Source organism: Amycolatopsis sp. NPDC104775 (assembly GCF_055583325.1).
In genome coordinates this window covers 788,628-815,157 of sequence record NZ_JBVJOE010000004.1, presented here as the reverse complement: position 1 = coordinate 815,157, position 26,530 = coordinate 788,628, and the positions used below count along the sequence as shown (strand labels likewise).

Below are 26,530 nucleotides of genomic sequence, written 5' to 3'. Positions count from 1 at the left end.
GCTGCGGGCGGGGCGGAGCGAGCGTTACCGGCGCTCCGCGGCTTCCAGCTCGATCGCCTTGCGCATGGTCGCCCGCGCCCGCCGCCGGTCCCCCGCGATGTCGTACGCGTACGCCAGCCGGTACCAGGCCCGCCAATCCTCTTGGCTCGCCTCGACTTCCGCGCGGCGCTCGTCGAACCACGCGTCGGCGGCGTCGCGGTCCACGCGGCCGGACGGGCGGCGCGGCAGGTCCGACACGTCCGGGAGGCCGCCCTCGGCGTCCAGCTGCCGCGACAGCCGCTGGATCTGCATGCCGGACCGCCAGGTCACCACGACGATCCACACGCCCAGCAGCGGCAGCAGGAACACGCCGATGCCCAGTGCGATCCCGGCGGGCGTCCCGGTCTGCAGCAGTGCCACGGCCCGGTCCGCCAGCAGGACCAGGTACACCACGAGCGCCGCCGTCATCAGCAGCGCGAAATTGCGGGCTTTCACAGGTCGAGCACGTTCTCCAGGCCGACCGTCAGGCCGGGACGCGACACCACCGAGCGTACGCCGAGCAGCACACCCGGCATGAACGATGTCCGGTCCAGCGAATCGTGCCGGATGGTCAGGGTCTCGCCCTCGCCGCCGAACAGGATTTCCTCGTGCGCCACCAGGCCCGGCAGCCGGACCGAGTGCACGCGGACGTCCTCGACCGAAGCGCCGCGGGCGCCGTCCAGTTCGGACGTCGTGGCGTCCGGGCCCGGAGCGACCCCAGCCTCGGCCCGAGCGGAGGCGATCATCCGCGCGGTGTGCGCGGCGGTGCCGGACGGGGCGTCGGCCTTGCGGTTGTGGTGCAGTTCGATGATCTCGGCCGAGGCGTAGAACTTCGCCGCCTGCGCCGCGAACCGCATCGCCAGCACAGCTCCCAGCGCGAAGTTCGGCGCGATCAGCACGCCCAGCTGAGGCTTGTCCGCCAGCAGCCCGCGCAGTTCGGCCAGCCGCTCTTCGCTGAACCCGGTGGTGCCGACGACCGCGTGCAGGTCGTGCGCGATCAGCCAGCGCAGGTTGTCCATCACCGCGTCCGGGTGCGTGAAGTCCACGACCACCTGGGCCTTCTCCAGCGCGGCGAAATCGTCGCCCGCGTCCAGCGCCGCCACCAGTTCCTGGTCCGCGGCGCCTTCCACGGCTTTCACCACGGTGGCGCCCATGCGGCCGCGCGCGCCCAGCACGCCGACGCGGATCGGGGACTCGGTCATGACGCGATCACCTCGTGCAGATCGTCGGGAAGGTCGTCGGCGTGAGCGTACGGCCCCACCACCGCCGCGGACGACACCCCGCCGGGGCGCCGCAGCAGAGTGCGAGCGAGCGCACACACGTCTTCGGTCGAGACCGCGTCGATCCGCGCGATCGTGTCGTCCACGCCCAGGTACCGGGCGTAGTTCAGTTCGTTCTTGCCGATCCGGGACATCCGCGACGACGTGTCCTCCAGGCCCAGCACGAGCCCGCCGCGCAGCTGTCCCTTGGCGCGCGCGACCTCGGCGTCGGACAGCCCGTCCGCGGCGACCGAGTCGAGCACCTCCCGGATCACGCCCGCGACCTGGCCCAGCCGCTCCGGCTGACAGCCCGCGTACACCGACATGTGCCCGAGATCGGCGTAGCTCGCCACCGACGAATACACCTGGTACGCCAGGCCCCGGCGTTCGCGGATCTCCTGGAACAGGCGCGAGCTCATGCCGCCGCCGAGCGCCGCGTTGAGCACCGACAGCGTGAACCGGCGCTCGTCGTGCCGCGGCAACGCGCGGAAACCGAGCATCACGTGCGCCTGTTCGGTGTCGTCCGGGTGCAGCGCCAGCTTCGGCACGCTTTTCAGCCGCGCACGGCCGGACCGAGGTGCGACCGGCGTCGCCGTGCCGCCGAGACGGTCCTTGAGCGCCCGTTTGACCAGCCGCAGCACCTGCGCGTGCTCGATGTTCCCGGCGACCGCGAGCACCATCCGCGGCAAGGTGTAGCGACGGCGGTAGAAACCGCGCAGCGCGACCGGCGACATTTCGGTGATGGACTTTTCCGTGCCCAGCACCGGGCGGCCCAGCGGATGGTCGCCGAGGATCGCGCTGACGAACTCCTCGTGCAGCAAGTCTTCCGGGTCGTCGTCGCGCATCGCGATCTCTTCGAGCACGACGCTGCGTTCCATGTCCATGTCGCGGTCCGTGCACTGCGCTTCGAAGACCACGTCGGTGACCAGGTCCAGCGCGAGCGGCAGGTCCGCGTCGAGCACCTGCGCGTAGTAGCAGGTGTGCTCTTTCGCGGTGAAGGCGTTGAATTCGCCGCCGACCGCGTCGATTTCTTCGGCGATCTGGGTGGCGTCGCGGTGGCTGGTTCCCTTGAACAGCAAGTGTTCCAGGTAGTGCGCGGCACCCGCGACCGGAGCCGGCTCGTCGCGGGAACCGACGCCTACCCACAGGCCGACGGTCGCCGACCGGGAGGCGGGCACGTGCTCGGTGATGAGCCGCAGGCCGCCGGGGAGGACGCTCCGCTTGACGACCGAACCGTCCGAAGTGGACTCGAGCGTACGGGTGGTGCCGACGGGCTGCTCGTGCCCGGAAACCTGCCGTGCCAATGCAATCCTTTGCTCACATGCGGTGAAGGCCCCCTCCCCGGCCGGAGAGGGGGCCTTCACGGACCAAGCTGTACGGGAGGCGAACCTTACTTGGCTTCGGCCTTCTCCGCCTCGGCGTCGCCCTCGGCGGGCTTCGCCGCGTCCTCTTCCTTGACGACGATCAGGCTGATCTTGCCGCGGTTGTCGATGTCGGCGATCTCGACGCGGATCTTGTCGCCGACGTTCACCACGTCCTCGACCTTCGCGATCCGCTTGCCGTTGCCCAGCTTCGAGATGTGCACGAGGCCGTCCTTGCCCGGCAGCAGCGAGACGAACGCGCCGAACGCGGCCGTCTTCACCACGGTGCCGAGGAAGCGTTCGCCGACCTTCGGCAGCTGCGGGTTGGCGATCGCGTTGATCTTGCCGATCGCCGCCTCCGCCGACGGGCCGTCGGCCGCGCCCACGTAGATCGTGCCGTCGTCCTCGATCGAGATGTCGGCGCCGGTCTCCTCGGTGATCGAGTTGATCATCTTGCCCTTCGGCCCGATGACCTCGCCGATCTTGTCGACCGGGATCTTCACGCTGGTGACGCGCGGGGCGTACGGGCTCATCTCGTCCGGGCCGTCGATCGCCTCGGCGATGACTTCCAGGATGGTGAGGCGAGCGTCCTTCGCCTGCTTGAGCGCGGCGGCGAGCACCTCGGACGGGATGCCGTCCAGCTTGGTGTCCAGCTGCAGCGCGGTGATGATGTCCTTCGTGCCGGCGACCTTGAAGTCCATGTCGCCCAGCGCGTCCTCGGCTCCGAGGATGTCGGTGAGCGCGACGTAGCGCGTCTCGCCGTCCACCTCGTCGGACACCAGGCCCATGGCGATGCCCGCGACCGGCGCTTTCAGCGGCACGCCGGCGTTGAGCAGGCCCATGGTGGACGCGCAGACCGAGCCCATCGAGGTCGAGCCGTTGGAGCCCAGCGCCTCGGAGACCTGGCGGATCGCGTACGGGAACTCGTCCCGCTTCGGCAGCACCGGGACCAGGGCGCGCTCGGCGAGCATGCCGTGGCCGATCTCGCGCCGCTTCGGCGAGCCGACGCGGCCGGTCTCGCCGGTGGAGAACGGCGGGAAGTTGTAGTGGTGCAGGTAGCGCTTCGTCGTCTCTGGGGACAGCGAGTCGATCTGCTGCTCCATGCGGAGCATGTTCAGCGTGGTGATGCCCAGGATCTGGGTCTCGCCGCGCTCGAACAGCGCCGAGCCGTGCGCCCGCGGGACCACGGCGACCTCGGCCGAGAGCTGGCGGATGTCGGTCAGGCCGCGGCCGTCCATCCGGATCTTCTCGGTGAGGACGCGGTTGCGCATGATCTTCTTGGTCAGCGCCTTGAACGCGCCGCCGACCTCCTTCTCGCGGCCCTCGAAGGCTTCGCCCTCGCCGAGGCCGAGCTTCTCCAGGACGGTGGCCTTGACCTCGTCGGTCGCGGCGTCGCGCTCCTGCTTGCCGGCGATCTGCAGGGCCTTGGCCAGCTCGTCGGACGCGATCGCGGCGACGGCCTCGTAGATGTCCGGCTGGTAGGCCGGGTACACCGGGAACTCGCCGGTCGGCTTCGCGGCGTCGGCGGCCAGGCGCTGCTGCGCCTCGCACAGCACGCGGATGAACGGCTTCGCGGCCTCGAGGCCCTGCGCGACGGTCGCCTCGTCCGGCGCGGTGCCGCCGGCGGCGATCAGGTCGAGCGTGTGCTCGGTGCCCTCGGCCTCGACCATCATGATGGCGACGTCATCGCCGACGATGCGGCCCGCGACCACCATGTTGAAGGTGGCCTTCTCGAGCTGCGGCCAGGTCGGGAACGCGACCCACTGGTCCTCGATCAGCGCGACGCGCACGCCGCCGACCGGGCCGGAGAACGGCAGGCCGGCGATCTGGGTGGAGGCCGACGCGGCGTTGATCGCCAGCACGTCGTACGGGTCGTCCGGGTTGAGGCTCTGGACGGTGATGACGACCTGGATCTCGTTGCGGAGGCCGTCGGCGAAGGACGGGCGCAGCGGGCGGTCGATCAGGCGGGCGGTGAGGATCGCGTCGGTCGACGGGCGGCCCTCGCGGCGGAAGAACGCGCCCGGGATGCGGCCGGCGGCGTACATCCGCTCCTCGACGTCCACGGTCAGCGGGAAGAAGTCGAAGTGCTCCTTCGGGTGCTTCGACGCCGTGGTCGCCGACAGCAGCATGGTCTCTTCGTCCAGGTACGCGACGACGGCGCCGGCGGCCTGCTTGGCGAGCCGGCCGGTCTCGAACCGGACGGTGCGGGTGCCGAACCGGCCGTTGTCCAGAACGGCTTCGGTCTCGAACACGGTGACTCCGGTGGAGTCGGTCATATGGTCAATCTCCTCTTTGGTTCCTTCGTACGGCGAGAGTCTCCCACTGTGGGACCCGGTTCGCCCGAGGACGCTCGAGGAGGTGTGAGGCCGGTCTTCGATCGAAGCCCCCGGGTCCGTTGCCCGGGAACCACTACCGAGGACCGGCGGGATCGTTCCTCCAGCGCGCTCGCGCCGTGTGGGGGTGTGCTTGCGGCGAGGGGGAGCGGCCGGAGCCGCTCCCCCTCGTCAGCACGCTAGCGGCGCAGGCCGAGACGCTTGATCAGGTCGCGGTACCGCGCCACGTCCACCTTTTCCGTGTAGTTCAGCAGCCGGCGGCGACGGCCGACCAGCAGCAGGAGACCGCGACGGGAGTGGTGGTCGTGCTTGTGGGTCTTGAGGTGTTCGGTGAGGCCGACGATCCGCTTGGTCAGCAGCGCGACCTGGGCCTCGGGGGATCCGGTGTCCGAGTCGTGCAGCCCGTACTCGGCGAGGATCGTCTTCTTCTCTTCGGTGGACAGCGCCACTGGTGGTGCTCCTTGTGCATCTAGTGCCGTGAGGCCCGCACCGCGCCACGCGGCCGGGTGAGACGGTCGCGGCCGCCACGGACTGCAGCCGGACCCGATTGCGAGGTTACCAGCCGGTTGAACTGCGGCTTCCGGCGCGTGCGGCTAGCTGGGCAGCACGGCCTCACGCACTCCGCAGCCGCCAGGTCCGCAGCGTGCGGTACGGGCTGCCGCCCATCAGCTCGACACGGTCCGCGGTCCAGGCCCGGCTTCGGAAACCGGCCAGTCGCTCCGTCCACTCCGTCGGCGGCTGCGTGCGCGAGCAGCGCGCCAGCGTCAGGTGCGGACGGTAGGGACGGTCCTCGCCGGAGGCCACGGCCGCGGCGAGATCGGCCAGGTGCTCCCCTGCCACTCCCAACCACAGCACTCCCGGAAATGTTCCCGAACCGCACAGCTGGACGTCAACGGATTTTCGGCCGTCCAGCGCGCGGTCGAGGAAGGCAGCGCGTTCGGCGAGGTCTGTTTCGCCGTAAAAGGCCAGCGTGATGTGCCAGCCCACCGGGTCGGACCAGCGCATCAGCCGGTCCCGGGACCCGAGCGCGCCGTCGATGTCCGCCACGACGTCGGCGGGCGGGCGCAGCGCGGAGAACAGCCGCATCGGCTACTGGCCCGACGCTCCCGCGCGGCGGAGCAGGTCGGCGATCGCCGGGAAGTCCTCGTCGAGCAGCTTCGCCGCCTCGGCGAGGTTTTCGTCCTCGGCGACGTCCCGGATGCCCGCCAGGACGATCTTCTCGTCCGAGCTGACCGGGATGTTGTCGCGGCCGACGGTAGGCCGCGAATCGCGCACGTCCTCGAGCGCGGCCTGCATCGCGTCGCGGTCGCCCGCGGCGACCTCGGGCACCAGGATCTTGCGTTCGAGCATGATCATCCTGGCCAGCACGACCGGATTGCCGATCTTCGCCCGCCGCCCGCTCATCACCTGGCTCAGCATCGGCGCGCTGATCCCCAGCACCTCGGCCAGGAACGCCTGCGACACGTCGAAGGCCACGACCAGCCTGCGCACCCGATCGCCGAGCGGCTCCCCGTACCACTGCCGCTGCAGCGCGATGTTCCGCTGGACGATCTTGTGGTCCTCCACCTGGCTCCGCTCCCCTAGCGCTGTCGTCGCGCGGCTCCGGCCGCCCGGCTTTGCTCCTCCGGCCCGGCGCCGCCGGCCCATCTTGCCACCCCGGACGCCCCCGCCGGGCCGGAACGCCCGATTCGCCCCGGGGCCGGGTCCGCTCAGCCGCCCGAGCCGAGCGCTTCCCTGGTCCGGGCCACGTCCTCGTCGATCTTCTTCACGAGGTCGGCCGACGCCCCGAACCGCGCCTGGTCCCGCAACCGGGTGACGAAGTCCAGCGCGACGTGCTGGCCGTAGAAGTCCTCGTCGACGTCCAGCACGAACGCCTCGACGGTGCGCTCGCGGCCGGAGAACGTCGGGTTCGTGCCCACCGACACCGCCGCGCGCAGCCGCCGGCCCGGGTCGGACAGCCGGGTGAACCAGGCCGTGTAGACGCCGTCGGCGGGCACGGCGGCGAACCGCGCGGTGGACAGGTTGGCCGTCGGGTAGCCGAGGTCGTGGCCCCGGCCGTCGCCGCGGACGACGATGCCCTCCAGCCGGTGCGGCCTGCCGAGCGCGTCGGCCGCGGCCACCACGTCGCCGGCGTCGATGCACGAGCGGACGTAGGTCGAGGAGAAGGTGATGTCGTTGGCGCCGCGGTCGTCGTCGAGCGAACGGCCCTGCAGCTCCGCGCCGAAGGCGACGAACCCGAACCGGCGGCCGAGCTCGCGCAGCAGCGCGACGTTGCCCGCGGCCTTCGCCCCGAACGTGAAGTTGTCGCCGACCAGCACCGCCGCCGCGTGCAGCCGGTCGACCAGCACCTCGTGCACGAACTCGTGCGGGCTGAGCCGGGACAGCTCCAGGGTGAAGGGCAGCACGCAGAACACGTCCACGCCGAGCCCTTCGACCAGCTCGGCCTTGCGCCGCAGGGTGGTCAGCTGCGCGGGATGGCTGCCCGGGCGCAGCACCTCGGACGGATGCGGGTCGAAGGTGAGCACCACGCTGGGCACGCCGCGTTCGGCGGCCGCCGCCACGGTGCGCTTGATCAGTTCCTGGTGCCCGCGGTGCACGCCGTCGAACACGCCGATGGTGACCACGCACCGTCCCCAGCCGCCCGGGAGGTCCCCGAGCCCACGCCACCGCTGCACTGTTGTCAACTCTCCCCGAGCAAAGGTGCCTTTGCCCCCACCCTATGCGGGCAGGAGGACCACCACCGAGCGGGTCACTCCCTCGGCGTCGGAAGCCAGCGCGAGCACGTGGCCGTCCGGCGCGAACAGGCCGTACGTGCCGGTGATGCCCGCTGCCGGGATGCGCCTGCCGTACTGGACCGCCTTGGCGGTGGCGGCGTCGAGATCCCGGCGCGGGAAGGCGGCGGCGACGGCGGCGTCGAGGTCGAGGGAGAGTTCCGGTTTTTCTTCGAGCTGGTCGAGCGTGCGCGCACGGGCGAGCGTGAACGGCCCGACTGTGGTGCGGCGCAAGGCTTTCAGGTGCCCGCCGACGCCGAGCCCGGCGCCGAGATCGCGGGCGAGCGCGCGGACGTAGGTGCCGGACGAGCACTCGACGATCGCGTCGAGCTCGATCCGGTCGTCCTCGCGGCGGAGACCGAGAACGTCGAACCGGTGCACGGTCACCGGCCGCGGCGGGATGACGACGTCTTCGCCCGCGCGGACCCGGGCGTAGGCGCGCTTGCCGTCGATCTTGACCGCGGAGACGGCGCTGGGCACCTGCTGGATGTCGCCGGTCAGCGCGGCGATGCCGTCGGCGATCTGCTCGTCGGTGACGGCGGCGAGGGTTTCCGGCGCGGCGTCGGTTTCGGCCAACGGTTCGCCCTCTGCGTCGTCGGTGGTGGTGGACCGGCCGAGCGACAGGGTGGCGAGGTAGGTCTTGCGGTCGAGCGCGAGGTGGCCGAGGAGTTTGGTGGCGCGCTCGATGCCGAGCACGAGCACGCCGGTCGCCATCGGGTCGAGCGTGCCGGCGTGGCCGACCTTGCGGGTGCCCATGATCCGCCGCGCCCGCGCGACCACGTCGTGCGACGTCATCCCCGCCGGTTTGTCGACGATGAGCAGTCCGGGAGGCGGGGCGGGACGGGACGGTTTTTTCGGGCGAGACACGGCGGAAACCCTACCCAGGCCGGGGTTCGCGGCCGGCGCCCGGTTGGGGTGGGCGTGCGCGGGGGAAGGGGACGGCCTGGCTGGCGAGGACGGCCGGGTGGGGGCGGGCACGCGGGTGGGAGGTGCGGCCGGGGTGGGCGGCGAGAGCGCGCGGCTGGGGCGGCGAGAGTGCGGAGGGCGCGGGCGGCTTGGGCGACGGGCGCGGGCGGCGGGCTTGGGTGGGGGGCGCGGGCGGCTTGAGCAGGAACAGGCGGCGCGAGCCGGTGGCCCGGACAGGAACGAGCAGCGCGAGCCGGTGGCCCGGGCAGCAACGAGCAGCAGGAGCCGATGGCCCGGGCAGGAACGAGCAGCGGGAGCCGATGGCTCAGGCAGGAACGAGCAGCGGGAGCCGATGGCTCAGGCAGGAACGGGCAGCAGGAGCCGGTGGCCCGGGCAGGAACGAGCGGCGCGAGCCGATGGCTCAGGCGGCGGGAGCGGGTGGTGGGCGCGGGCGGCTTGGGTGGCGAGACGAGTCCGGGTTGGGTGCTGGCTCAGGCGGCCGCGGCCTCTTCCGGTGCGCGGTCCCAGCGGTGCCGCCGGATCCGGACCGGGACCTCCTCGCCGCGCGCCTCCGCGGCGAACACCTGGGCGCGCGCTCGCCGCCACCACACCAGCATCCGGGACGCGCCCAGTGCCAGCATGGCGACGACGACCAGCAGCGCGATCCGGAAGTTGCCGCCGGTCGCCTGGAGCAGGATGCCGATCAGCAGGGCGGTCACGGTGGTCGCGAGGAAGCCGCCGACGTTCACCACGCCGGTCGCGGTGCCTACGCGCGACAGCGGGTTGTAGTCGCGGGCGATGGCGAAGCCGATCATCGACGCGGGGCCGCCCAAGGTCAGGAAGGCGAACGCCGGGACGAGGACGCCTACCGGAATGTGGCCGTTCCAGCCGAGCAGCACCGCCCACACGAGTGCCGCGCCGACGAGGTAGCCGATGACCAGCGGCACGCGCAGCGCCGGGGCGCGGCCGATCACCGCGCCCAGCAGCGGGCCGCCTGCCATCGAGCCGAAGACGAAAACGGTCAGCAGTGCGCTCGCCGTCGCCGCGGGCAGGCCTTCTCCCTGCACCAGGAAAGGCACGCCCCACAACAGGGTCAGCACGTTCGGCGCGAACATCGTCGAGAAGTGCACCCAGAAACCCAGCCGGGTGCCAGGAGTCCGCCAGGCCAGTGTGACCTGACGGCCGAGTTCCGCCGGACGCACGGGTTCGCGCTTTCGTTCCGGCACGCCTTCCGGGGTGTCGCGGACGCGCAGGGCGACCGGAATCGAGTAGAGCACCGTCACCGCGCCGACGGCGAGGAAGGTGACTGTCCATCCTGGACCGTCGAGGAGCAGGGTGAGCGGGACTGTCGCGACGAGGTTGCCGATGTAGCCGACGCACGAGGTGAAGGACGCGAGCAGCGCGTACCGGTGGGCCGGGAAGTGCGCGGCGACGAGACGCAGGACGCTGACGAACGTGAGCGCGTCGCCGAGGCCGAGGACGGCGCGGGCCACCAGGCCGAGCGCGTAGGTGTCGGCGAGGCCGAGCAGCAGCTGGCCGGAGCCGAGGATCAGGACGGCGGCGGTGAGCACGCGGCGCGGGCCGTAGCGGTCGACCAGCACGCCGGTCGGGATCTGCATGGCCGCGTAGACGCCGACCTGCAGCACGGTGAAGATGCCGAGCGCGGCGGAGCCGACGCCGAAGCGTTCGGCCGCTTTCAGCCCGGCGACGCCGAACGAGGTGCGGTGGAAGACGGCGAGCAGGTACACCGTGACCGCGGTGAGCCAGATGAGCCAGGACCGGACAGGGGCGCGGCCGGCGGGCGTCAAGAGATCCTCCAGAGTGCGGGCGAGCGTCGGGACAGAGGAGGACGACGACGCTGCCGCCTCGATAGTTGTATCGCCTCAGCAACCTCGATACATAGCCGTAACCGGAGTGTGCTTCACCACAGGTCCACCTCGCCCCGGATCCCGACCACCGTCTCGCCGCCGACCCACACGTCGTCGCCGTCTCGTTCGACGTGCACCCGCCCGCGCCTGCCGAGCCGCGTGCCCTGCGCCGCGACGTACGACTCGGGCGCGATGCCCTCGCTGATCAGCCACTGGCCGAGTGCCGCGTTGAGGCTGCCGGTGACCGGGTCCTCGACGACGTCGCTGAACGCGCGGACCTCGAACGCCGTTTCGGAGCCGGCTGGCTGCGCACCGGCGACGCCCACCTTGAACGAGCCGAGCGCGCCGAAGTCCGGCTCGATCGCGAGGACGGCCGCCGCGTCGCGCAGCAGCAGCGCGACCCAGCCGGGGCCGTTGTCCGCCCAGCGCGCGTCGAGGACGTCGGCGTCGCCGAGGTGCAGTCCGCGCTTCACCGCGGCGAGATCCGCGTCGTCCACCGGGCCGCCGCGACGCAGCGGAGGCGCGGCGAACGCCAGCCGGTCGCCGTCGCGGCGCACCCGGACCAGCCCGGCCCCGCATTCCTGTGCGAGGTGCCCGGCCTTCGGCTCTCCCCCGGCGGCCAGCCACGCCCGCGCCGACCCGAGCGTCGGATGCCCGGCGAACGGCAGCTCGCCGTGCGGCGTGAAGATCCGCACGCGGTAGTCGGCGGCCGGATCGGACGGCTCCAGCAGGAACGTGGTCTCGCTGAGGTTCGTCCAGCGGGCGAACGCGGCCATCCGCTCGTCGGACAGCCCGTCCGCGCCGTGCACGACAGCGAGCGCGTTGCCGCGGGTGAGCTCGTCGGTGAAGACGTCGACCTGGGTGAACTTCGGCATGCGCCCACCCTCGCATCCGCCGGGCGAGGGCGGCGAGCGGGTTTCGCCGTTACGCCATCACGCCTCCCGCACCGCACCGACCACGGCCCACCGCCCGGACCGCCATCGCGCCACCACCGCCGCCAGCCGGAACACCATGAACAGCGACAATCCGCTCCAGATCCCGGTCAGCCCCCAGCCCAGCGCCAGCGAAAGCCAGATCAGCGGCAGGAACCCGAGCCCTGCGCTGACGAGCGTCGCGGTGCGGAGGAAGGCGGCGTCCCCGGCGCCGAGGAGGACGCCGTCGAGAGCGAACACCACACCCGCGATCGGTTGCAGCGCAACGAAGAACCACCAGGCGTGCGGGATTTCGCCGAGCACCCCCGGATCGGACGTGAACGCGTGCGGCAGGACGCTCCACAACGCCGCGAACAGCACGCCCAGGAAACAGCCGAAGACCAGGCCGTATCCGGTGATCTGCGTGGCCACCCCGCGCGCCTGCCGCGCCGCTCCCGCGCCGAGCGCCGCGCCGACGAGCGATTGGGCGGCGATCGCGACCGAATCGAGCACCAGGGACAGGAACGTCCAGAGCTGCAGGACCACCTGATGCGCCCCGACCGCCTCGGTCGAGGTGCGCGCGGCCACCGCGGCAGCGGACACGAAGCACGCCTGGAACGCGAAACTGCGCAGCACCAGGTCCCGGCCGAGACCCAGCTGTGCCCGCATCACCGGGAAATCCGGCCGCAGCGGCACTTTTTCCCGCACCAGCGCGGCGACGAACATCGACGCGGACACGACCTGCGCGACGACGTTCGCGATCGCCGACCCCTCCAGCCCGAGATCGGCGACGTACACGAGCACCGGGCACAACACCGCGGAGATTCCGTTGCCCGCCAGCACATAGCGCAGCGGACGGGTGGCGTCCTGCACGCCGCGCATCCAGCCGTTGCCCGCCATCGTGACGAGGATCAGCGGTGCCCCGAACAACGCGATGCGCAGCCAGGACACGGCCGCCGCGGCGATCTCGTCGCTGCCCGAAAGCGCGCGGGCGATCGGCCCGGCCAGCAGTTGCCCCGCGACGAGCAGCACCAGCCCGACCAGCACGGCGAGCCAGGTGGCCTGCACGCCTTCGCGGACCGCGTCCGAACGCCTGCCCGCGCCGTGCAGCCGCGCGGTGCGCGAGGTGGTGCCGTAGGACAGGAAGGTGAGCTGCGTGGAGACCTGCGACAGCACGACGCCGCCCAGCGCGAGGCCGGCGAGCGGCAACGCCCCGAGATGGCCGACGACGGCGGTGTCGACCAGCACGTAGAGCGGCTCGGCGGCGAGCACGCCGAGCGCGGGCACGGCGAGGCCGAACACTCGGCGGGGCGGGATGCGGTCACCGCTGACGGCGGTGGTCGTGGCGTTTTCGGACACGGGACGAGAGTAGCCACCGGGTCCGACAATTCCGGCGGACCGGAGGGCGGGGTTCACCGAGGCGGGTGCCGGGAGCCGGGGAATGCGGTTGCGGGGCAATGGGATTCTGCTGGGAGCGCGGTGGATTCCCGGGATGCGGGAGGGTTGTCCGGGCGGCTCGGCTTTGGCTGGGGGCATGCCTGGGAACACCGGCGGCGTTTCAGCAGGGCGGTTCGGCTTTTGGCTGCGAACACGCCGGTGAGTGGCGGCGTCCAGGGCAGGAACGCTCTCCCAGCTCGGCGTCGTCTGCGGGCGTGCCGGGCGGGCGCATCCGGAAGCCCGGCCGGGGGCAGTTTCCTTCGGGTCGGGAACCGGCCGCTCGACAGAAGCTGTGGTCGAGCGGCCAGCCCGGTCAGGCGTCGAGCCGGATCACCTTGGCCGCGCGCGGCGGACCGCCAGCGCCCCGGAGCGGGACGCATCTCCCGCGGACGGCTGTCGCAGGCCGCGGGATTCGGCATGCGGTCTCCAGGGGCGCTGGCGAACCCGCGCCAGACGCCCGGATCAGGAAGCCCGCAGCAGCGGCGCCCTCCCGAGCGCCTCCCGCAACCGGTCCAGCACCTCTTCCGCCGGACCCTCCGCGGTGCAGCCCGCCGCCATCCGGTGCCCTCCCCCGCCGAACTCCGCGGCAGCGGCGGACACATCGATGTCACCGGCCGAGCGCAACGAGACCGTCCACACTGGACCCGGACCGGCCTCCTTCAACACCGCCGCGACCCCGGCCTCCCGAGTCGCGCGTACGACATCGATCACCGACTCGACTTCTTCGAGCCGCACCGTCGCCGCCGCGGCCGCGCGCACTACCGTGTGGACGAAGCCGAATCCTTGTGCCGCTTCGGGTTCCAGACGTGCCTCGGACAGCACTGTCGCCAGCATGGGCAGCCACGCGAACGGATGGTCGTCGACGATCCGGCGGGCCACCTCGCCCGGGTCGGCTCCGGCTTCCAGGAGGCGGGCGGCGATCCGGTGCGTTTCGGGGCTGGCCCGGCGGAAGCCGCTGGTGTCGGTGACCACTCCGGCGTACAGGCAGCGCGCGGCGGCCGCGTCCAGGTCCACGCCCATCGCCTCGACGATGCGGGTGATCAGGATCGCCGTCGCTTCGGCGGTGTCGTCCACGACGTGATGGGTGCCGTAGCGGCCGTTCGTCGCGTGGTGGTCGACGACCAGGACCGAACCGCCCGCCTCGCGGACCGCGGCGACTCGCGGGGCGAGCCTGCCCAGGCGCGCCAGCGTCGGAGTGTCCAGGGCGACCAGCAGGCCGTCCGTCGGCGGGAGGTCGTCGACCGGGGTGATCAGGCCGTCGACGTCCAGCCAGGCCAGCGTTTCCGGGGCCTCGTCAGGCTCGCCGAAGGCGACCCGCACGCGCGCGCCCCGTTGATGCAGCACGTGGCCGAGCGCCAGCGCGCTGCCGAGGGCGTCGGCGTCGGGACGCACGTGTCCGAGCAGCGTCACGTCAGTGGCCCCGGCCAGCAGTGCGGCGGCGGCCTCGATGTCCTGTACCAGGGAAGCTGTCACGAAGTGTCACGCTACGCTCTGCGGGATGCCTGAGTACGTGATTCTCGTTCTGCCTTCCGCCAACCGCGTGTACGCCGCCTCGTCACCGGCGCTGCTGCGCGCCGAACTGGCGGCCTTCGGCGCTGGTCTTTCCGCCGAGGTGTCGGCGATCGAAGAGATCGAACTCGGCGGTGTCGGGTACGTGAAATTCGCCTGCGCGGCGCCGCTCGGCGAGCGCGACTTGGCGCTGCTGTCGAACCTGTCCTCGCTGTACGCCCTGTTCGAGCTGGGCGACGGCGTGCTGCGGCCGGTCGCCGTGCACCCGCTGGCGAAGGCGGACTCCGATCTGCTGACCATCCAGAAGTACCCGGGCAAGACCAACGAGCAGTTCACCAAGCTGCTGCTCAACCTCACCCTGCTGGCGACCGCGCGGCCCGCGGACTGGCCGGACCGGGAACTGCACGTGCTCGACCCCTTGTGCGGCCGCGGCACGACGCTCAACCAGGCCGTGATGTACGGCTTCGACGCGACCGGCCTCGACGTCGACGAGCGCGATTTCGAAGCGTACGAACAGTTCGTGAAAACGTGGCTGCGCACGAAGCGCGTGAAGCACACCGCGGAATCCGGGCAGCTGCGCCGCAACAAGGTCCGCCTCGGCCGCAGGCTGGACATCGAGTACGCGTTCGACAAGGACGCCTACAAGGCCGGCCGCACCCGGCGGCTCAGCTACCTCAACGCGGACACCCTGACCACCGACGAGGTCCTCCGGCCCGCGTCCGTGGACCTCATCGTGACCGACGCGCCGTACGGCGTGCAGCACGGCAGCCACCGCGACACCGGCCTGGCCCGCAGCCCGCGCGACTTGCTCGCGGCGGCGATCCCGGTGTGGAACCGGGTGCTGCGGCCCGGCGGGGCGATGGGGATCTCGTGGAACACGCACGTGCTGCCGCGCGAGGAACTGGTGGCGATCCTGGAACGGGCGGGGCTGGCGGTGCGGTCCGGCGGGCCGTACGAGGAGCTGGCGCACCGGGTGGATCAGGCGATCGTGCGCGATCTGGTGGTCGCCGGAAAGCCCGGCTGAATCGATCGGGGAATAGCGTTACCGGGCGCAAGAATTGTTCACCGAAATGAGTGAACGAGGGTTCGGCGCGAGCGAATTTCGCCGCTCATTCACCCCCCAGAGTTGACCGCTCGCCGAACGCGCGGACCGGAACTGGCACGGCAGCATCGAGGTCCGGCAGTCTCGGGCGAGAGATGGACACCACAGCGCAGCCACCCCCGGCCCTCCTCTCCGTACCCGCGGTTCCCCTGGCGACCTGCACTCCGGATCAGCTCGGCATCTTTCCCTTGGGCGACGACGGCCGGTACGGCCGCACGGCGCCGGAAACGACGATCTACTTCCCGCGGAAACACGATGCGGAACTGGAAACCGTCATCGCGGCGGCTGCGGGCGGGACGAGCCGGATGGCCATTCTTATCGGCGATCCAGCAACGGGGAAGAAACGTGCGCTGTGGGAGGCGATCCGCGCGAACGACGACGGGTCCTTCCTTCTCCGCCACTGGATGATCTGGCCAGGCCTCAGTCCCTGCACGCCGGAAGAGCTGCTGGCGAACGAGAGCGGGCTGGCTCCCTGGACGGTGGTGTGGCTTCCGGCCGCCGAGCGGTGCCTCTTGTCCGGCGACGCCGAACTCGACGACCGCGTCGCCCGCTGCCTGCGCACTCTTCTCGGCGACGAGACCCGCGCCCCCTGCCTGATCCTGATCACTCTGACCCGCGAGAGCTGGAAAACGCTCAACGCGCCGCCCGGCCGGAAACCGACGAGCCCGGACCGGCCCAACGTCCAGCTTCTCCTGCGGCAGGGAACTGTCATCCGGGTGGCCGAGTCCTTCACCAAGATCGAACTCGGTAAGGCGCGCGATTCTCCTGAACCGAGGCTGGCCGAAGCGGCGGCGAGCGCACCGGACGGCCGCGTGATTCAGACTCTCGTCGCCGAACCGGAACTTCACGCGCGGTACCGCGACGCGGGCCTGGAAGCTCGCGCGCTGCTGGACTTCCTGATCGCGGCCCGGCACGCCGGACACGGCCCATGGCTGCCGGAGGATCTTGTGCGCCGGGGCGCGCAGGCCGTTCTCGGAACCCATTCGCCCGATTCGGCCGAGTGGTTCGCCGAAGCGGTGAGCGAGCTGACCGAGCCGGTGCCCGGCGGGGCGGCGGTCTTGGTCCGGAAGTCCGGCGGCCCCGGCTCGACGGCGGACTCGTACGGCCTCGCGCCGTCGCTCGAGCGGCACCACGTGACCGGCGCGGCGAAGCTGGTTCTGCCGGACGACCGGGTATGGCCGGTGCTGCTGGAGCAGGCGGACCCGGAAAACTGTCTCGCGCTGGCGACAGAATGCGAAAAACGCCACCTGCTGGAATTGAGTGCTCGCTTCTACGCGAAGGCCGCCGAGAACGGATTCCCTCGCGCACGCATCCAACTCGCCGCGCTGCTGGCGAGAGCGGGCCGGATCGACGACGCGCTGAGCCAGTACGAAACGGTCGCGCGGACCAGCACCGATCCGGACGACGTGGAGAACGCCATAGGCGAAGGATCCAGGATGCTTTTCGCCGCCAAGCGGCCCAAAGACGTCATCGACTGGCTCGGCCCGCTCGTCGCCGAGGGAAACCTTTCCGCTGAAGTGCTGGTGGCGGTCGCGCACACCCAGCTCAACCAGTCGCACAAGGCGCTGGCCATCCATCGGCGGCTCGCCGAGAAGGGAGATCTACATTCGGCGGCGGTCGTGGCCGAAGGCATCGCGTTCCGGGAGGACTCGCCTCCGCGACCGCCGGGCCGTTCCCCGTTGACGCCGCAGGAGCGGGGCGAGGAACGAAGACGCCGGGAGGCCAAGCTCGGCGAAGCGGTGCGCTACCTGACCGGGCTCGGCGAACGCACCGGGCTCGACCTGCTGCCCATGATCACGGACCTGACAGTCGACGCGGCCGGCCCCGGCGCGGCGGTCGCCATGCTCTCGGCGGAAGCGACCGGGCACGGCCGGCACGACGCGTACCTTCTCGGCGCCCGCGTGCTGGCTTCGGCAGGCCAGCTGGAAGACGCGCTCGACTGGGTGGCGACCGCGCGGCAGTACGACGTTCCGGGCGCGCTGGCCGCCGCGGTGCGGATAAACCTGAGCGCGGGTCTGAAACCTGCCGCCCAGCAGCTCGCCTTCGCGTGCGCGGCCGAGGGCGACGCGGTGCCGCTGATCGCGGTCGGCGACGCTTACTCCGCCTCGGGTCTTCCCCGGAAGGCACTCGATTGCTACTACGAGGCCGCCGAACACGAACCTCGTGCGCTGGGCGCCGCCGCACTCGCTGCCGCCCGGCACGGTCTGCTGGACGACGCCGCCGGGTGCTACCGGAACGCTCAGCGAGCGGGCGACGCGCCGGACCCCGCGGAGATCGCCCTGCTGCTGTGCAGGTTCGGAGAATCCAGGAAAACCGAGGAATCTGAGTATTCCGAGCTGATCGCCGAAGCGCTGAAATGGTACGTCGGAACGGTTCCGCTGGCAGCTGGCGTGCTGGCCCCGGTCGCTCGGCATCTCACTGAGGCCTATGCCGGGAACCTGGTGGAGGCTTATCGCGCACGCAAGGATGTTTCGCACGCGCACGCGTTGCTCTGGGTCGCCGACGCGCTCGTCGAGGCCGACAGCCTCCGGCCCGACGGGACGGACCGGGCGACCGTGAGCGGGTCCGGGGTGGAACTCGCGTCGTCCGCTCTTCTGGTCGTGGCTTCCGGGCTCTATTCCGAAGCCGCCCATGCCGGGTCGGTGCTGGCCAGGGAGCGGGCGGTGCATCTTTTGCTGAAACGCCAAAGCTTCGCCGAGGCGATCCAGCTGCTCAGTTCCGAGAGCACTCGCACGTCCGCCCGGCTGCAAGGCCTGCGGGCGGAAACCCTTGCCGGGCTGGGAGAGCTGGACGAAGCGGAGCGGATGGTCGAGCAGCAGATCGCGGACGGCGATTTCAGTGCCGTGGCGGGCGTCGCCCGGGGGTTCCTCCTGCACGGCAATCTCGACACGGCACCGGAAAACCTCGGCCGGGCCCGGGAAAATCTCCGCACGGCCTGGGATCTCGCGGAGCGCGGGGTGCGCGGCGGCGACATCGAATCCCATGTCCTGCTGGCCGATCTCCGCCGCAACGCCCGCAAACCAGGCCGCGTCCTGGACCTCTACTGCACCGCGCTCGCCTACGGCCACCCGGGCGCGCGAACGCGCATCGACCATTGTCTCGCGTCCGCGGAAAACCCGGACTGGAATCACAAGCAGTTCCGGAAATACGGGCTCGACGCGCGGGGGGAAATCGCGGGAGGCTGGGCTGTTCCGGCCTTTCCCGAGGATGCGCGGTGAGAGGTGCACGGCATCGCCGGCTCCGGACGCTGGCTGTCGCGGCGACCGGAGCCGCCGGGGCGGTCTCGGCGCTGTGGTTCCTGCTCGGGCCGCTGGTGTCCTGGATCGCCGGCGCCGACGTCGCGCACCTCGCGGTCGCTGAGCGGGCAGCCGTCCTCAACGGCATTCGCGGGCAGATCGCCGGTTTTCTTACGCCGCTTGGCCTCGGCGTCCCGGTGTGGGTCGCGGTCCGGAAGCTTCTGCTCGACCGGGACAAGCAGGTCACCGACACCTACGCCACGGCGATCGGCCATCTCGCCGCAGAGCACCCTTCGACGCGAGCGGGCGGGGTCCGGACGCTGGAAAGAATGTACGAGGACTCGCCCCGCGACCGGGGCCGGATCGTCGAAACCCTGACGGACTTTCTCCGCAGCCATCGCGCGGCCGGCGAACCGCTGCCGATGGACGTCCGGGTCGCACTGCAGGCTCTCCGCGCTCACCCGCCGCCTCCGCGGACGCGGCTCGATCTCGTCCGCGTCCAGCTGCCGGGGGCGGAACTGCGGCTGGCCGATCTTCGTGCCGCGTGCTTCGCCGCGGCGAGGCTGCCTGGCGCGGACTTCACCGGGGCACGGCTCGACCGAGCCGATTTCTCCGCCGCGATCCTGACCTCGGCCCAGCTGGCGGGCGCGAACCTGTCCGGGGCGACGCTCGAGCACGCCCACTGCCGCCGCGCGGACCTGCGGGGCGCGGTGCTCGCGGGCGCCTGCCTCCGGGGCGCCGATCTGACCGAAGCCTCCCTGGCCCGCGCCGATCTCGGCAAGGCCGATCTGACCGGAGCGGTCTTGACGCGTGCGGACGTCTCCGGCGCGGTGTTCGCCGGCGCCGTCCTGTCCGGGGTCGACCTGACGTCCGTGCGCGGCCTCGGCCGGGACTCGCTGCGGCTGGCCGTCACGGATCCCGCGACGAAGCTGCCGCCGGACCTGGCTGCCGAGTAGCCCGCCGCTTCTCGCGCTCGATCGCTGTCCACGGCGTCGAGTAGTCGTGTTATCACTTGCATACACAACCCCGGCCACCCGAACCGGTGATCCGCTATTTCAGGCGCGGCCCGACGAACCGCAGCACCTCGGGCAGCACGCCCTTCCAGTACTCCTCGGTGTGCTCCCCCGGCGTGATCCGCGAGACCTCCGGCTTGGCTCCGCTGATCAGCTTCCGGTTGGCGGCCAGGAACGGATCCCCGTCGCCGCACCACACGCCGAGGCCGCGGGACGGGAGTTCGTCCAGGTGCCGCAGCGGTTCGGCGGCCGCCCAGTCGTCCTGCGCCGGGAAGACGTGCCGGGTCCGGGCCTCCGGCCAGGTGCGGAACAGCGCCGCGCTGCAGGTGGCCACTGCGGTCACATCGCGGCGGCGGCGGGCCAGGTTCAGTGCTCCGAAGCCGCCCATCGAGATGCCGAAGAGGCCGGTCATCGGGCGGAGCCCGGATTCGGACAGCCAGCCGGGGAGTTCGTCGGTGAGCATGCGGTGCGGGTCGTCGCCGTCCTCGGGCATCCAGTAGTGGCTGCCGTCGACCGCGACGACCGCGAACGCCGGGGTCCCGGACCGGACCGCGCCGGTGAGGGCCGCGGGCAGGTCCAGGTCCAGGAAGGTGCGGGCGGTGGACCCGCGGCCGTGCAATGCGACGCACACCGGCAGGCCGGTGCTGGGGACGCCCTCGGGCGTCACGAGCACTACGTCGACGTCCCGGCCGCGGGCCGCGGAGTGCCTGCGGTGGATCGTGACCGACGCTTTCAGGGGCGACGGGCTGGAGGCCGGGGCAGCCGAGGTCGGCGCAACCACCGGGGCGGAGCGCCCGGTGCAGGCGGAGACGAGCGCCGCGGCACTGCCGAGCAGCAGGCCGCGTCGCGTGACACCGGGCTTTGACCGCATCGTTTCAGCCGCGCGTCTCCTCTTCTGCTTGCTCCTCGTCCTCTTCGGTGCGAGGAGCCTTGTACGGGTCCGCTTCGCCCGCAGGCTGGGCTCCGGTCGCCCGGCGCGCCACCTCCGCGTCCGATTCGCGCGCCTTCGCGAGCAGTTCTTCGATGCGGCGGGCGTCGTCCGGGACGCTGTCCGCGACGAAGGTGAGCGTCGGGGTGTAGCGGACGCCGGTGCCCTGTCCCACCTTCGTGCGCAGGACGCCGCGTGCGGCCTCCAGCGCGGCGGCGGCGCTCGCGAAGTCCGGCTCCGCGTCGACGGTTTCGCCGAGCACCGTGTAGTACACCGTGGCGTCGTGCAGGTCCGCAGTGACGCGGGCGTCGGTGATGGTCACCGCGCCCAGTCGCGGGTCCTTGACGTCGTGTTCGATCGCCGAGGCCACGATCTGCGAGATCCGCTTGGCGAGCTTGCGTGCCCGAGCGGGATCGGCCATGGCTGAGGTCTCCTTCTCCGGATTTCCGGGTGCTAGTCGTCCGGGCCGAGCAGCCGGCGGCGCGCGGAAAGCAGTTCGAACTCCGGGCGTCCGGCCGCGAACCGCTCGCACGCGTCGAGCACGTCCCGGATGTGCTCGCCGTCGGGGGCGACCGCGGCGACGCCGATGAGCGCGCGCCGGTGCAGGTCCAGATGTCCCGCCTCGGCGACCGAGACGGAAAAGCGTTTCCGCAGTTCGGCCACCACGGGCCGCACCACGGATCGTTTCTGCTTCAACGAATGCACGTCGTCGAGCAGCAGGTCGAGCTCCAAGGCTCCGACAAACATAGGCAGCGAAGTTGTGCCGCGAGCGCGGTCCGGGGTGTGCGCTCGGCACACCCCGGACCGTTGGCTCACGCGCGGGGCTTCTCCCGCTGTTCGTAGGTCTCGATCACGTCGTCGACCTTGATGTCGCTGTACGAGCCCAGCGTGAGACCGCACTCGTACCCTTCCCGGACCTCGACCACGTCGTCCTTGAACCGGCGCAGCGAGTTGATCGGCAGGTTCTGCGCGACGACGTTGCCGTCGCGCAGGAGGCGGGCCTTGGCGTTGCGCCGGATCTCGCCGGACATGACCAGGCACCCCGCGATCGTGCCGATCTTGGAGGACTTGAAGACGTCCCGGACCTCGGCGCGGCCCAGTTCGACCTCTTCGTACTCCGGCTTGAGCATGCCCTTGAGAGCCTGCTCGATCTCCTCGATCGCCTGGTAGATGACCGTGTAGTAGCGCACGTCGACGCCCTCGCGGGTGGCCCGCTCGGTCGCCTTGCCCTGCGCCCGGACGTTGAACCCGAGGACGATCGCGTCGGACGCGGTCGCCAGGTCGATGTCCGATTCGGTCACGCCGCCGACGCCGCGGTGGACGACGTGCAGTTCGACGTCTTCGCCGACGTCCAGCTGCAGCAGCGCCGCTTCGAGCGCTTCGACGGTACCCGAGTTGTCGCCCTTGATGATCAGGTTGAGGCTGCTCGTCTCCTTCAAGGCGGAGTCGAGGTCCTCGAGGCTGACCCGCTTGCGGCGCGACGCGTTGAGCGCGTTGCGGGTGCGGGCGGAGCGGCGCTCGGCGATCTGCCGGGCGACGCGGTCCTCGTCGACCACCAGGAAGGTGTCGCCCGCTCCCGGCACCGAGGTGAACCCGATGACCTGGACCGGACGCGAGGGCAGCGCCTCGGTGACGTCCTCGTTGTGCTCGTCGACCATCCGGCGGACGCGGCCGTAGGCGTCGCCCGCCACGACCGAGTCGCCGACGCGCAGCGTGCCGCGCTGGACCAGGACGGTGGCCACCGGGCCGCGGCCGCGGTCGAGGTGCGCCTCGATCGCGACGCCCTGGGCCTCCATGTCCGGGTTGGCCCGCAGGTCCAGAGCCGCGTCCGCGGTCAGCAGGATCGCCTCGAGAAGCCCGTCGATGTTGATGTTCTCCCGCGCGGAGATCTCGACGAACATCGTGTCGCCGCCGTATTCCTCGGCGATGAGGTTGTACTCGGTGAGCTGCTGCCGGATCTTGTCCGGGTTCGCGCCCTCCTTGTCGATCTTGTTGATCGCGACCACGATCGGGGCCTTCGCGGCCTGCGCGTGGTTGATCGCCTCCACCGTCTGCGGCATGACGCCGTCGTCGGCCGCCACCACGATCACCGCGATGTCGGTCGAGTTCGCGCCTCGGGCACGCATGGCGGTGAACGCCTCGTGACCCGGGGTGTCGATGAAGGTGATCAGCCGCGGCACGCCTTCGAGCTCGGTCTCGATCTGGTAGGCGCCGATGTGCTGGGTGATCCCGCCGGCCTCGCTCTCGCGGACCTTCGTCTTGCGGATCGTGTCCAGCAGACGCGTCTTACCGTGGTCGACGTGACCCATGATGGTGACGACCGGCGGCCGGACCTGCAGGTCCTCCTCGCCGCCCTCGTCCTCGCCATAGGTGATGTCGAAGGTCTCCAGCAGCTCGCGGTCCTCCTCCTCGGGGGAGACGACCTGGACGACGTAGTTCATCTCGCCGCCGAGCAGCTCGAGGATGTCGTCCGACACGGACTGCGTCGCGGTGACCATCTCGCCGAGGTGGAAGAGCACCTGCACCAGCGAAGCCGGGTTGGCGTCGATCTTCTCGGCGAAGTCGGTCAGCGAAGCGCCGCGCGGCAGCCGGATCGTCTCGCCGCTGCCCTTGGGCAGGCGGACGCCGCCGACGCTGGGCGCCTGCATGTTGTCCATGTACTCCTGGCGCTTCTGCCGCTTCGACTTGCGGCCCTTGCGCGAGGGGCCGCCGGGACGGCCGAAGGCGCCTGCAGTGCCGCCGCGGCCGCCGGGGCCGCCACGACCGCCGCCGCCGCCGCGGAAACCGCCGCCGCCGGCCGGGGCGCCACCGCCGCCGCCCGGACGGAAGCCTCCGCCGCCACCGCCGCCGCCACCGGGACGGAAGCCGCCGCCACCGCCACCGCCGCCGGGGCCGCCGCGGAAGCCGCCGCCACCGCCGCCAGGACGACCGCCGCCGCCACCGGGACGACCGCCGCCGCCGGGGCCGCCTCGGCCGCCGGCCGGTCCGGCCGGACGGGCGCGGCCCGGCATCATGCCGGGGTTCGGGCGCGGGGGCATGTTGCCCGGGCTCGGCCGGGTGCCGCCGCCCTGTCCGCCGCCGGGACGCGGCGGACGCTCGCCGCCGCCCTGGCCGCCGCCGGGACGCGGGGGACGGTTGTCGCCGCCCTGGCCGGGACCCGGACGCGAGGCGGGCGGGCGCGGGGCCGGGGAACCGGATCCGACGCCGAACGGGTTGTTGCCGACCCGCGGGGTGCGCGGACCGGGCTTGGGACCGCCGGGCTTGGGGCCCTGCGGCTTGGGCGGCACGACCGAACCGGCGGACGACGAGTCCTGCTGCTTCGGGGCCGGCTTGGGCGCGGCGGGCTCGGCCTTGGCGGCCGGGACCTCCTGCGCCGGGGCCGGCTGGGCCGGTGCGGGCGGGCGCGGCCCGGGACGCGGGCCGCCGGGCTTCGGGCCCGGGGAGGCCGCGGGCTTCGCGGCCTGCGGGCCCGGCTTGACGGCCGGGGCCTGCTGCTGCGCCGGGGCCGGCTGGGCCGGAGCCTGCGCGGCGGCGCTCTGCTGCGGGGCGGGCGGCTTCGGGGCCGCCGGAGCGGGCCGCGGTCCCGGCGTGGGACCGGGCTTCTTCCCGCCCTTGGCGGGGTACGCGTCGCGGAGCCGGCGGGCGACGGGCGCCTCGACGGTGGACGACGCGGACTTCACGAACTCGCCCTGCTCCTTCAGCTTGGCGAGAACTTCTTTGCTGGTGATGCCGAGCTCCTTAGCGAGCTCGTGTACACGGGCCTTGCCTGGCACAGCTCTCCTCATCTAGGGGAGGCCAGGCGGGGACCCGCTGACCTCGTCCTTATCGTCGCGCGTTCATGGCTTCAGCTTCACGGCTGACTCATGACGGGTCGACCTGCTTCCTTGTATCTCGCGACCCCGGGTGTGTCCCGGCGTCGTTGTCTTCGGCGAACGCTGCGTGGTCGTGCAGCCCCGCGGTCTCGAGCGCGCCCTGGACCCGGAGAGCCCGGGGGAACGCCCGCTTCCGCTCGGCTTTGGCCAGGCAGCCCGTCCCGGGGTGCAGCCACGCACCCCGGCCCGGCAGCCGCCGACCTTCGTCGACGACCAGCCGCCCGTCTGCCGCGACCACGCGCAGCAGTTCGCCGGCCAAGCCCCGTTTCCGGCAGCCGACACACGTGCGCACCGGCGAATGCCGGTGGCGCGGGAGGTCGGGGGTGTCCCCAGTAGCCGTTCGCGGGTCTTGAACCCTTGTCGAGTCTAGCGCCTGCACCCTCAGTCGGCCGAACCGGTTGCCGCGGCGGGCCGCGCCTGGCCGGCGTGGTCTTGCTCACCCTCGCCCGGACCGGCGGGTTCGGCGGGGGCCGCGTCGCTGCGGATGTCGATCCGCCAGCCGGTGAGCCGGGCCGCGAGCCGGGCGTTCTGGCCTTCCTTGCCGATCGCGAGCGACAGCTGGAAGTCCGGGACGACGACCCTCGCCGTCTTGGCCCGCTCGTCCACGACACGTACCGAAACAACCTTCGCCGGCGACAATGCATTCCCGACGAACTTGGCCGGGTCGTCGGACCAGTCGATGATGTCGATCTTCTCGCCGGCCAGCTCGCTCATCACGTTGCGCACGCGCGCGCCCATCGGGCCGATGCAGGCGCCCTTGGCGTTGACGCCGGGGATGGTGGAGCGCACCGCGATCTTCGACCGGTGCCCCGGTTCGCGGGCGACCGCGGCGATCTCGACGGTGCCGTCGGCGATCTCCGGGACCTCCAGCGCGAACAGCTTGCGCACCAGGTTCGGGTGCGAGCGCGACAGCATGATCTGCGGGCCGCGGTTGCTGCGCGACACCCCGAACACGAACGCCTTGATCCGGGTGCCGTGCTCGTAGGACTCCCCCGCGACCTGTTCGGCCTGCGGCAGCACGCCCTCGGTGTCGCCGACCTGGATCACGACCATGCCGCGGGCGTTGGCGCGCGCGTCGCGCTGCACCACGCCGGCCACGATCTCGCCCTCCTTGGCGGAGAACTCGCCGTAGGTCTTCTCGTGCTCGGCGTCGCGCAGCCGCTGCAGGATGACCTGGCGGGCGGTGGTGGCGGCGATCCGGCCGAAGCCCTCGGGGGTGTCGTCCCACTCCTCGTCGACCTCGCCGTCGGCGGCGAGGGTGTGCGCGAGCACGCGGACGAGGCCGGTCTTGCGGTCGATGTCGATGCGGGCGTGCGGCTGGTGGCCCTCGGTGTGCTTGTACGCGGTGAGCAGCGCGGTCTCGATGGCCTCGATGACCGTGTCGAAGGGGATGTCCTTGTCCCGTTCGATCGCCCGCAGCGCGGCGATGTCCACGTTCACTTCGACTCCTCCTTCTTCTCGTTCTCATCCGCGGCGAGCGTTTTCAGTTCTTCCGCGGGCGGTTGCTTGAATTCGACTTCCACCACTGCCTTCGCGACGGATTGGTAGTGCACGTCCTTGATCCGGCCGTCGGTGAGCACGCGCGCGCTCTTCTCCCCTGCGTGTCCCACGCGGCCGAGGTAGGCGGGGCCTTCGACGGGCGTGATCTTGACGAGGCGGAAGCGGGCGCGCCGCCAGTGCCGCTGCTGGGTGAGCGGCCGGTCCAGGCCCGGCGAGGTGACCTCGAGCGTGTAGGCGCTCGCCAGCACGTGCTCGTTCTCGTCGAGGGCGGCCGAGACGGTGCGGCTGACCTCGGCGACCTCGTCCAGCCCGACGCCGTCGTCGGAGTCGACGACCACCTTCACCAGCTGTCGCCGTCCGGCTTGCTGCACCTCGAGCGAGTCGAGGTCGAAACCCGCGGTCGTGACGGCTTCGGCCACGATCGGCTCCAGCCGGCTGGCGAGTTCGTTGGGCACGTGGAGCACTCCTGTTCGGCCGTCGTGACGCGGGCTGGTCACGGCTGTGGT

The 26,530-nt window shown here is 71.7% G+C and carries 23 protein-coding genes; 3 read left to right on the top strand and 20 right to left on the bottom strand.

Going from position 1 to position 26,530, the window contains the following annotated elements; genetic code table 11:
• Positions 1–24: 24 nt before the first annotated feature.
• From ACZ63D_RS22305 to ACZ63D_RS22245, 13 genes are all read right to left on the bottom strand, one after another.
• Positions 25–474 carry a tetratricopeptide repeat protein gene (locus tag ACZ63D_RS22305; RefSeq protein WP_465356238.1) on the bottom strand — a complete coding sequence of 150 codons (450 nt, stop codon included), beginning with the start codon at positions 472–474 and terminating at the stop codon, positions 25–27.
• Positions 471–1,220, bottom strand: a complete 750-nt coding sequence (gene dapB, locus ACZ63D_RS22300) for a 4-hydroxy-tetrahydrodipicolinate reductase (RefSeq protein ID WP_465356237.1) — start codon at positions 1,218–1,220, stop codon at positions 471–473. The genes ACZ63D_RS22305 and dapB overlap by 4 nt, the downstream gene beginning before the upstream one ends.
• Positions 1,217–2,581 (bottom strand): M16 family metallopeptidase, encoded by a 1,365-nt coding sequence (locus tag ACZ63D_RS22295; protein WP_465356236.1) that lies wholly within the window; start codon positions 2,579–2,581, stop codon positions 1,217–1,219. The genes dapB and ACZ63D_RS22295 overlap by 4 nt, the downstream gene beginning before the upstream one ends.
• Before the next feature lie 86 nt (positions 2,582–2,667).
• Positions 2,668–4,914, bottom strand: a complete 2,247-nt coding sequence (locus ACZ63D_RS22290) for a polyribonucleotide nucleotidyltransferase (RefSeq protein WP_465356235.1) — start codon at positions 4,912–4,914, stop codon at positions 2,668–2,670.
• 236 nt (positions 4,915–5,150) lie between these two features.
• Positions 5,151–5,420: a 30S ribosomal protein S15 gene (gene rpsO / locus ACZ63D_RS22285; protein ID WP_465356234.1), complete on the bottom strand. Its 270-nt coding sequence runs from the start codon at positions 5,418–5,420 to the stop codon at positions 5,151–5,153.
• 163 nt (positions 5,421–5,583) lie between these two features.
• Positions 5,584–6,057, bottom strand: a complete 474-nt coding sequence (gene thpR / locus ACZ63D_RS22280) for an RNA 2',3'-cyclic phosphodiesterase (RefSeq protein WP_465356233.1) — start codon at positions 6,055–6,057, stop codon at positions 5,584–5,586.
• 3 nt (positions 6,058–6,060) lie between these two features.
• Positions 6,061–6,537 carry an XRE family transcriptional regulator gene (locus ACZ63D_RS22275; RefSeq protein WP_465356232.1) on the bottom strand — a complete coding sequence of 159 codons (477 nt, stop codon included), beginning with the start codon at positions 6,535–6,537 and terminating at the stop codon, positions 6,061–6,063.
• 143 nt (positions 6,538–6,680) lie between these two features.
• Complete coding sequence (locus ACZ63D_RS22270; protein WP_465356231.1) at positions 6,681–7,646, bottom strand: bifunctional riboflavin kinase/FAD synthetase; 966 nt, start codon at positions 7,644–7,646, stop codon at positions 6,681–6,683.
• 42 nt (positions 7,647–7,688) lie between these two features.
• Entirely contained in the window at positions 7,689–8,609 is a 921-nt protein-coding gene (gene truB, locus ACZ63D_RS22265) for a tRNA pseudouridine(55) synthase TruB (RefSeq protein ID WP_465356230.1), read from the bottom strand.
• Between the two features lie 530 nt (positions 8,610–9,139).
• Positions 9,140–10,456, bottom strand: a complete 1,317-nt coding sequence (locus ACZ63D_RS22260) for an MFS transporter (protein ID WP_465356229.1) — start codon at positions 10,454–10,456, stop codon at positions 9,140–9,142.
• Positions 10,457–10,569: 113 nt separating this feature from the next.
• Positions 10,570–11,391: a PhzF family phenazine biosynthesis protein gene (locus tag ACZ63D_RS22255; protein WP_465356228.1), complete on the bottom strand. Its 822-nt coding sequence runs from the start codon at positions 11,389–11,391 to the stop codon at positions 10,570–10,572.
• A gap of 57 nt (positions 11,392–11,448) precedes the next feature.
• Positions 11,449–12,786, bottom strand: coding sequence for an MATE family efflux transporter (locus ACZ63D_RS22250; protein WP_465356227.1), 1,338 nt, complete (start codon positions 12,784–12,786; stop codon positions 11,449–11,451).
• A gap of 540 nt (positions 12,787–13,326) precedes the next feature.
• On the bottom strand, positions 13,327–14,337 hold the full coding sequence (locus ACZ63D_RS22245) for a DHH family phosphoesterase (RefSeq protein WP_465356226.1): 1,011 nt from the start codon (positions 14,335–14,337) through the stop codon (positions 13,327–13,329).
• Between the two features lie 25 nt (positions 14,338–14,362).
• On the opposite strand from ACZ63D_RS22245, the gene ACZ63D_RS22240 reads away from it, so the two are divergent.
• The 3 genes from ACZ63D_RS22240 to ACZ63D_RS22230 all read left to right on the top strand — a co-directional run bounded on the left by ACZ63D_RS22240 (position 14,363) and on the right by ACZ63D_RS22230 (position 19,667).
• A complete protein-coding gene (locus ACZ63D_RS22240; protein ID WP_465356225.1) occupies positions 14,363–15,397 on the top strand; it encodes a TRM11 family SAM-dependent methyltransferase in 1,035 nt (344 codons plus the stop codon).
• A 173-nt stretch (positions 15,398–15,570) separates the two neighbouring features.
• Positions 15,571–18,693, top strand: a complete 3,123-nt coding sequence (locus tag ACZ63D_RS22235) for a hypothetical protein (RefSeq protein WP_465356224.1) — start codon at positions 15,571–15,573, stop codon at positions 18,691–18,693.
• The gene (locus ACZ63D_RS22230; protein ID WP_465356223.1) at positions 18,690–19,667 is read left to right on the top strand and encodes a pentapeptide repeat-containing protein; all 978 of its coding nucleotides are present in this window, start codon (positions 18,690–18,692) and stop codon (positions 19,665–19,667) included. Before ACZ63D_RS22235 ends, ACZ63D_RS22230 begins: the two co-directional genes overlap by 4 nt.
• Before the next feature lie 94 nt (positions 19,668–19,761).
• Here ACZ63D_RS22230 and ACZ63D_RS22225 read toward each other — a convergent pair whose 3' ends face one another.
• The 7 genes from ACZ63D_RS22225 to rimP form a co-directional block, all read right to left on the bottom strand.
• On the bottom strand, positions 19,762–20,595 hold the full coding sequence (locus tag ACZ63D_RS22225; RefSeq protein ID WP_465356222.1) for an alpha/beta hydrolase: 834 nt from the start codon (positions 20,593–20,595) through the stop codon (positions 19,762–19,764).
• Positions 20,596–20,599: 4 nt separating this feature from the next.
• Entirely contained in the window at positions 20,600–21,073 is a 474-nt protein-coding gene (gene rbfA, locus ACZ63D_RS22220; protein WP_465356221.1) for a 30S ribosome-binding factor RbfA, read from the bottom strand.
• A 32-nt stretch (positions 21,074–21,105) separates the two neighbouring features.
• Positions 21,106–21,399, bottom strand: coding sequence for a DUF503 domain-containing protein (locus ACZ63D_RS22215; protein ID WP_037812533.1), 294 nt, complete (start codon positions 21,397–21,399; stop codon positions 21,106–21,108).
• A gap of 65 nt (positions 21,400–21,464) precedes the next feature.
• Positions 21,465–24,425 carry a translation initiation factor IF-2 gene (infB, locus tag ACZ63D_RS22210; RefSeq protein WP_465356310.1) on the bottom strand — a complete coding sequence of 987 codons (2,961 nt, stop codon included), beginning with the start codon at positions 24,423–24,425 and terminating at the stop codon, positions 21,465–21,467.
• A gap of 88 nt (positions 24,426–24,513) precedes the next feature.
• A complete protein-coding gene (locus tag ACZ63D_RS22205; protein WP_465356220.1) occupies positions 24,514–24,783 on the bottom strand; it encodes a YlxR family protein in 270 nt (89 codons plus the stop codon).
• A gap of 122 nt (positions 24,784–24,905) precedes the next feature.
• Positions 24,906–25,964, bottom strand: a complete 1,059-nt coding sequence (gene nusA / locus ACZ63D_RS22200) for a transcription termination factor NusA (RefSeq protein WP_465356219.1) — start codon at positions 25,962–25,964, stop codon at positions 24,906–24,908.
• Complete coding sequence (rimP, locus tag ACZ63D_RS22195) at positions 25,961–26,479, bottom strand: ribosome maturation factor RimP (protein ID WP_465356218.1); 519 nt, start codon at positions 26,477–26,479, stop codon at positions 25,961–25,963. Before rimP ends, nusA begins: the two co-directional genes overlap by 4 nt.
• Positions 26,480–26,530 lie beyond the last annotated feature (51 nt).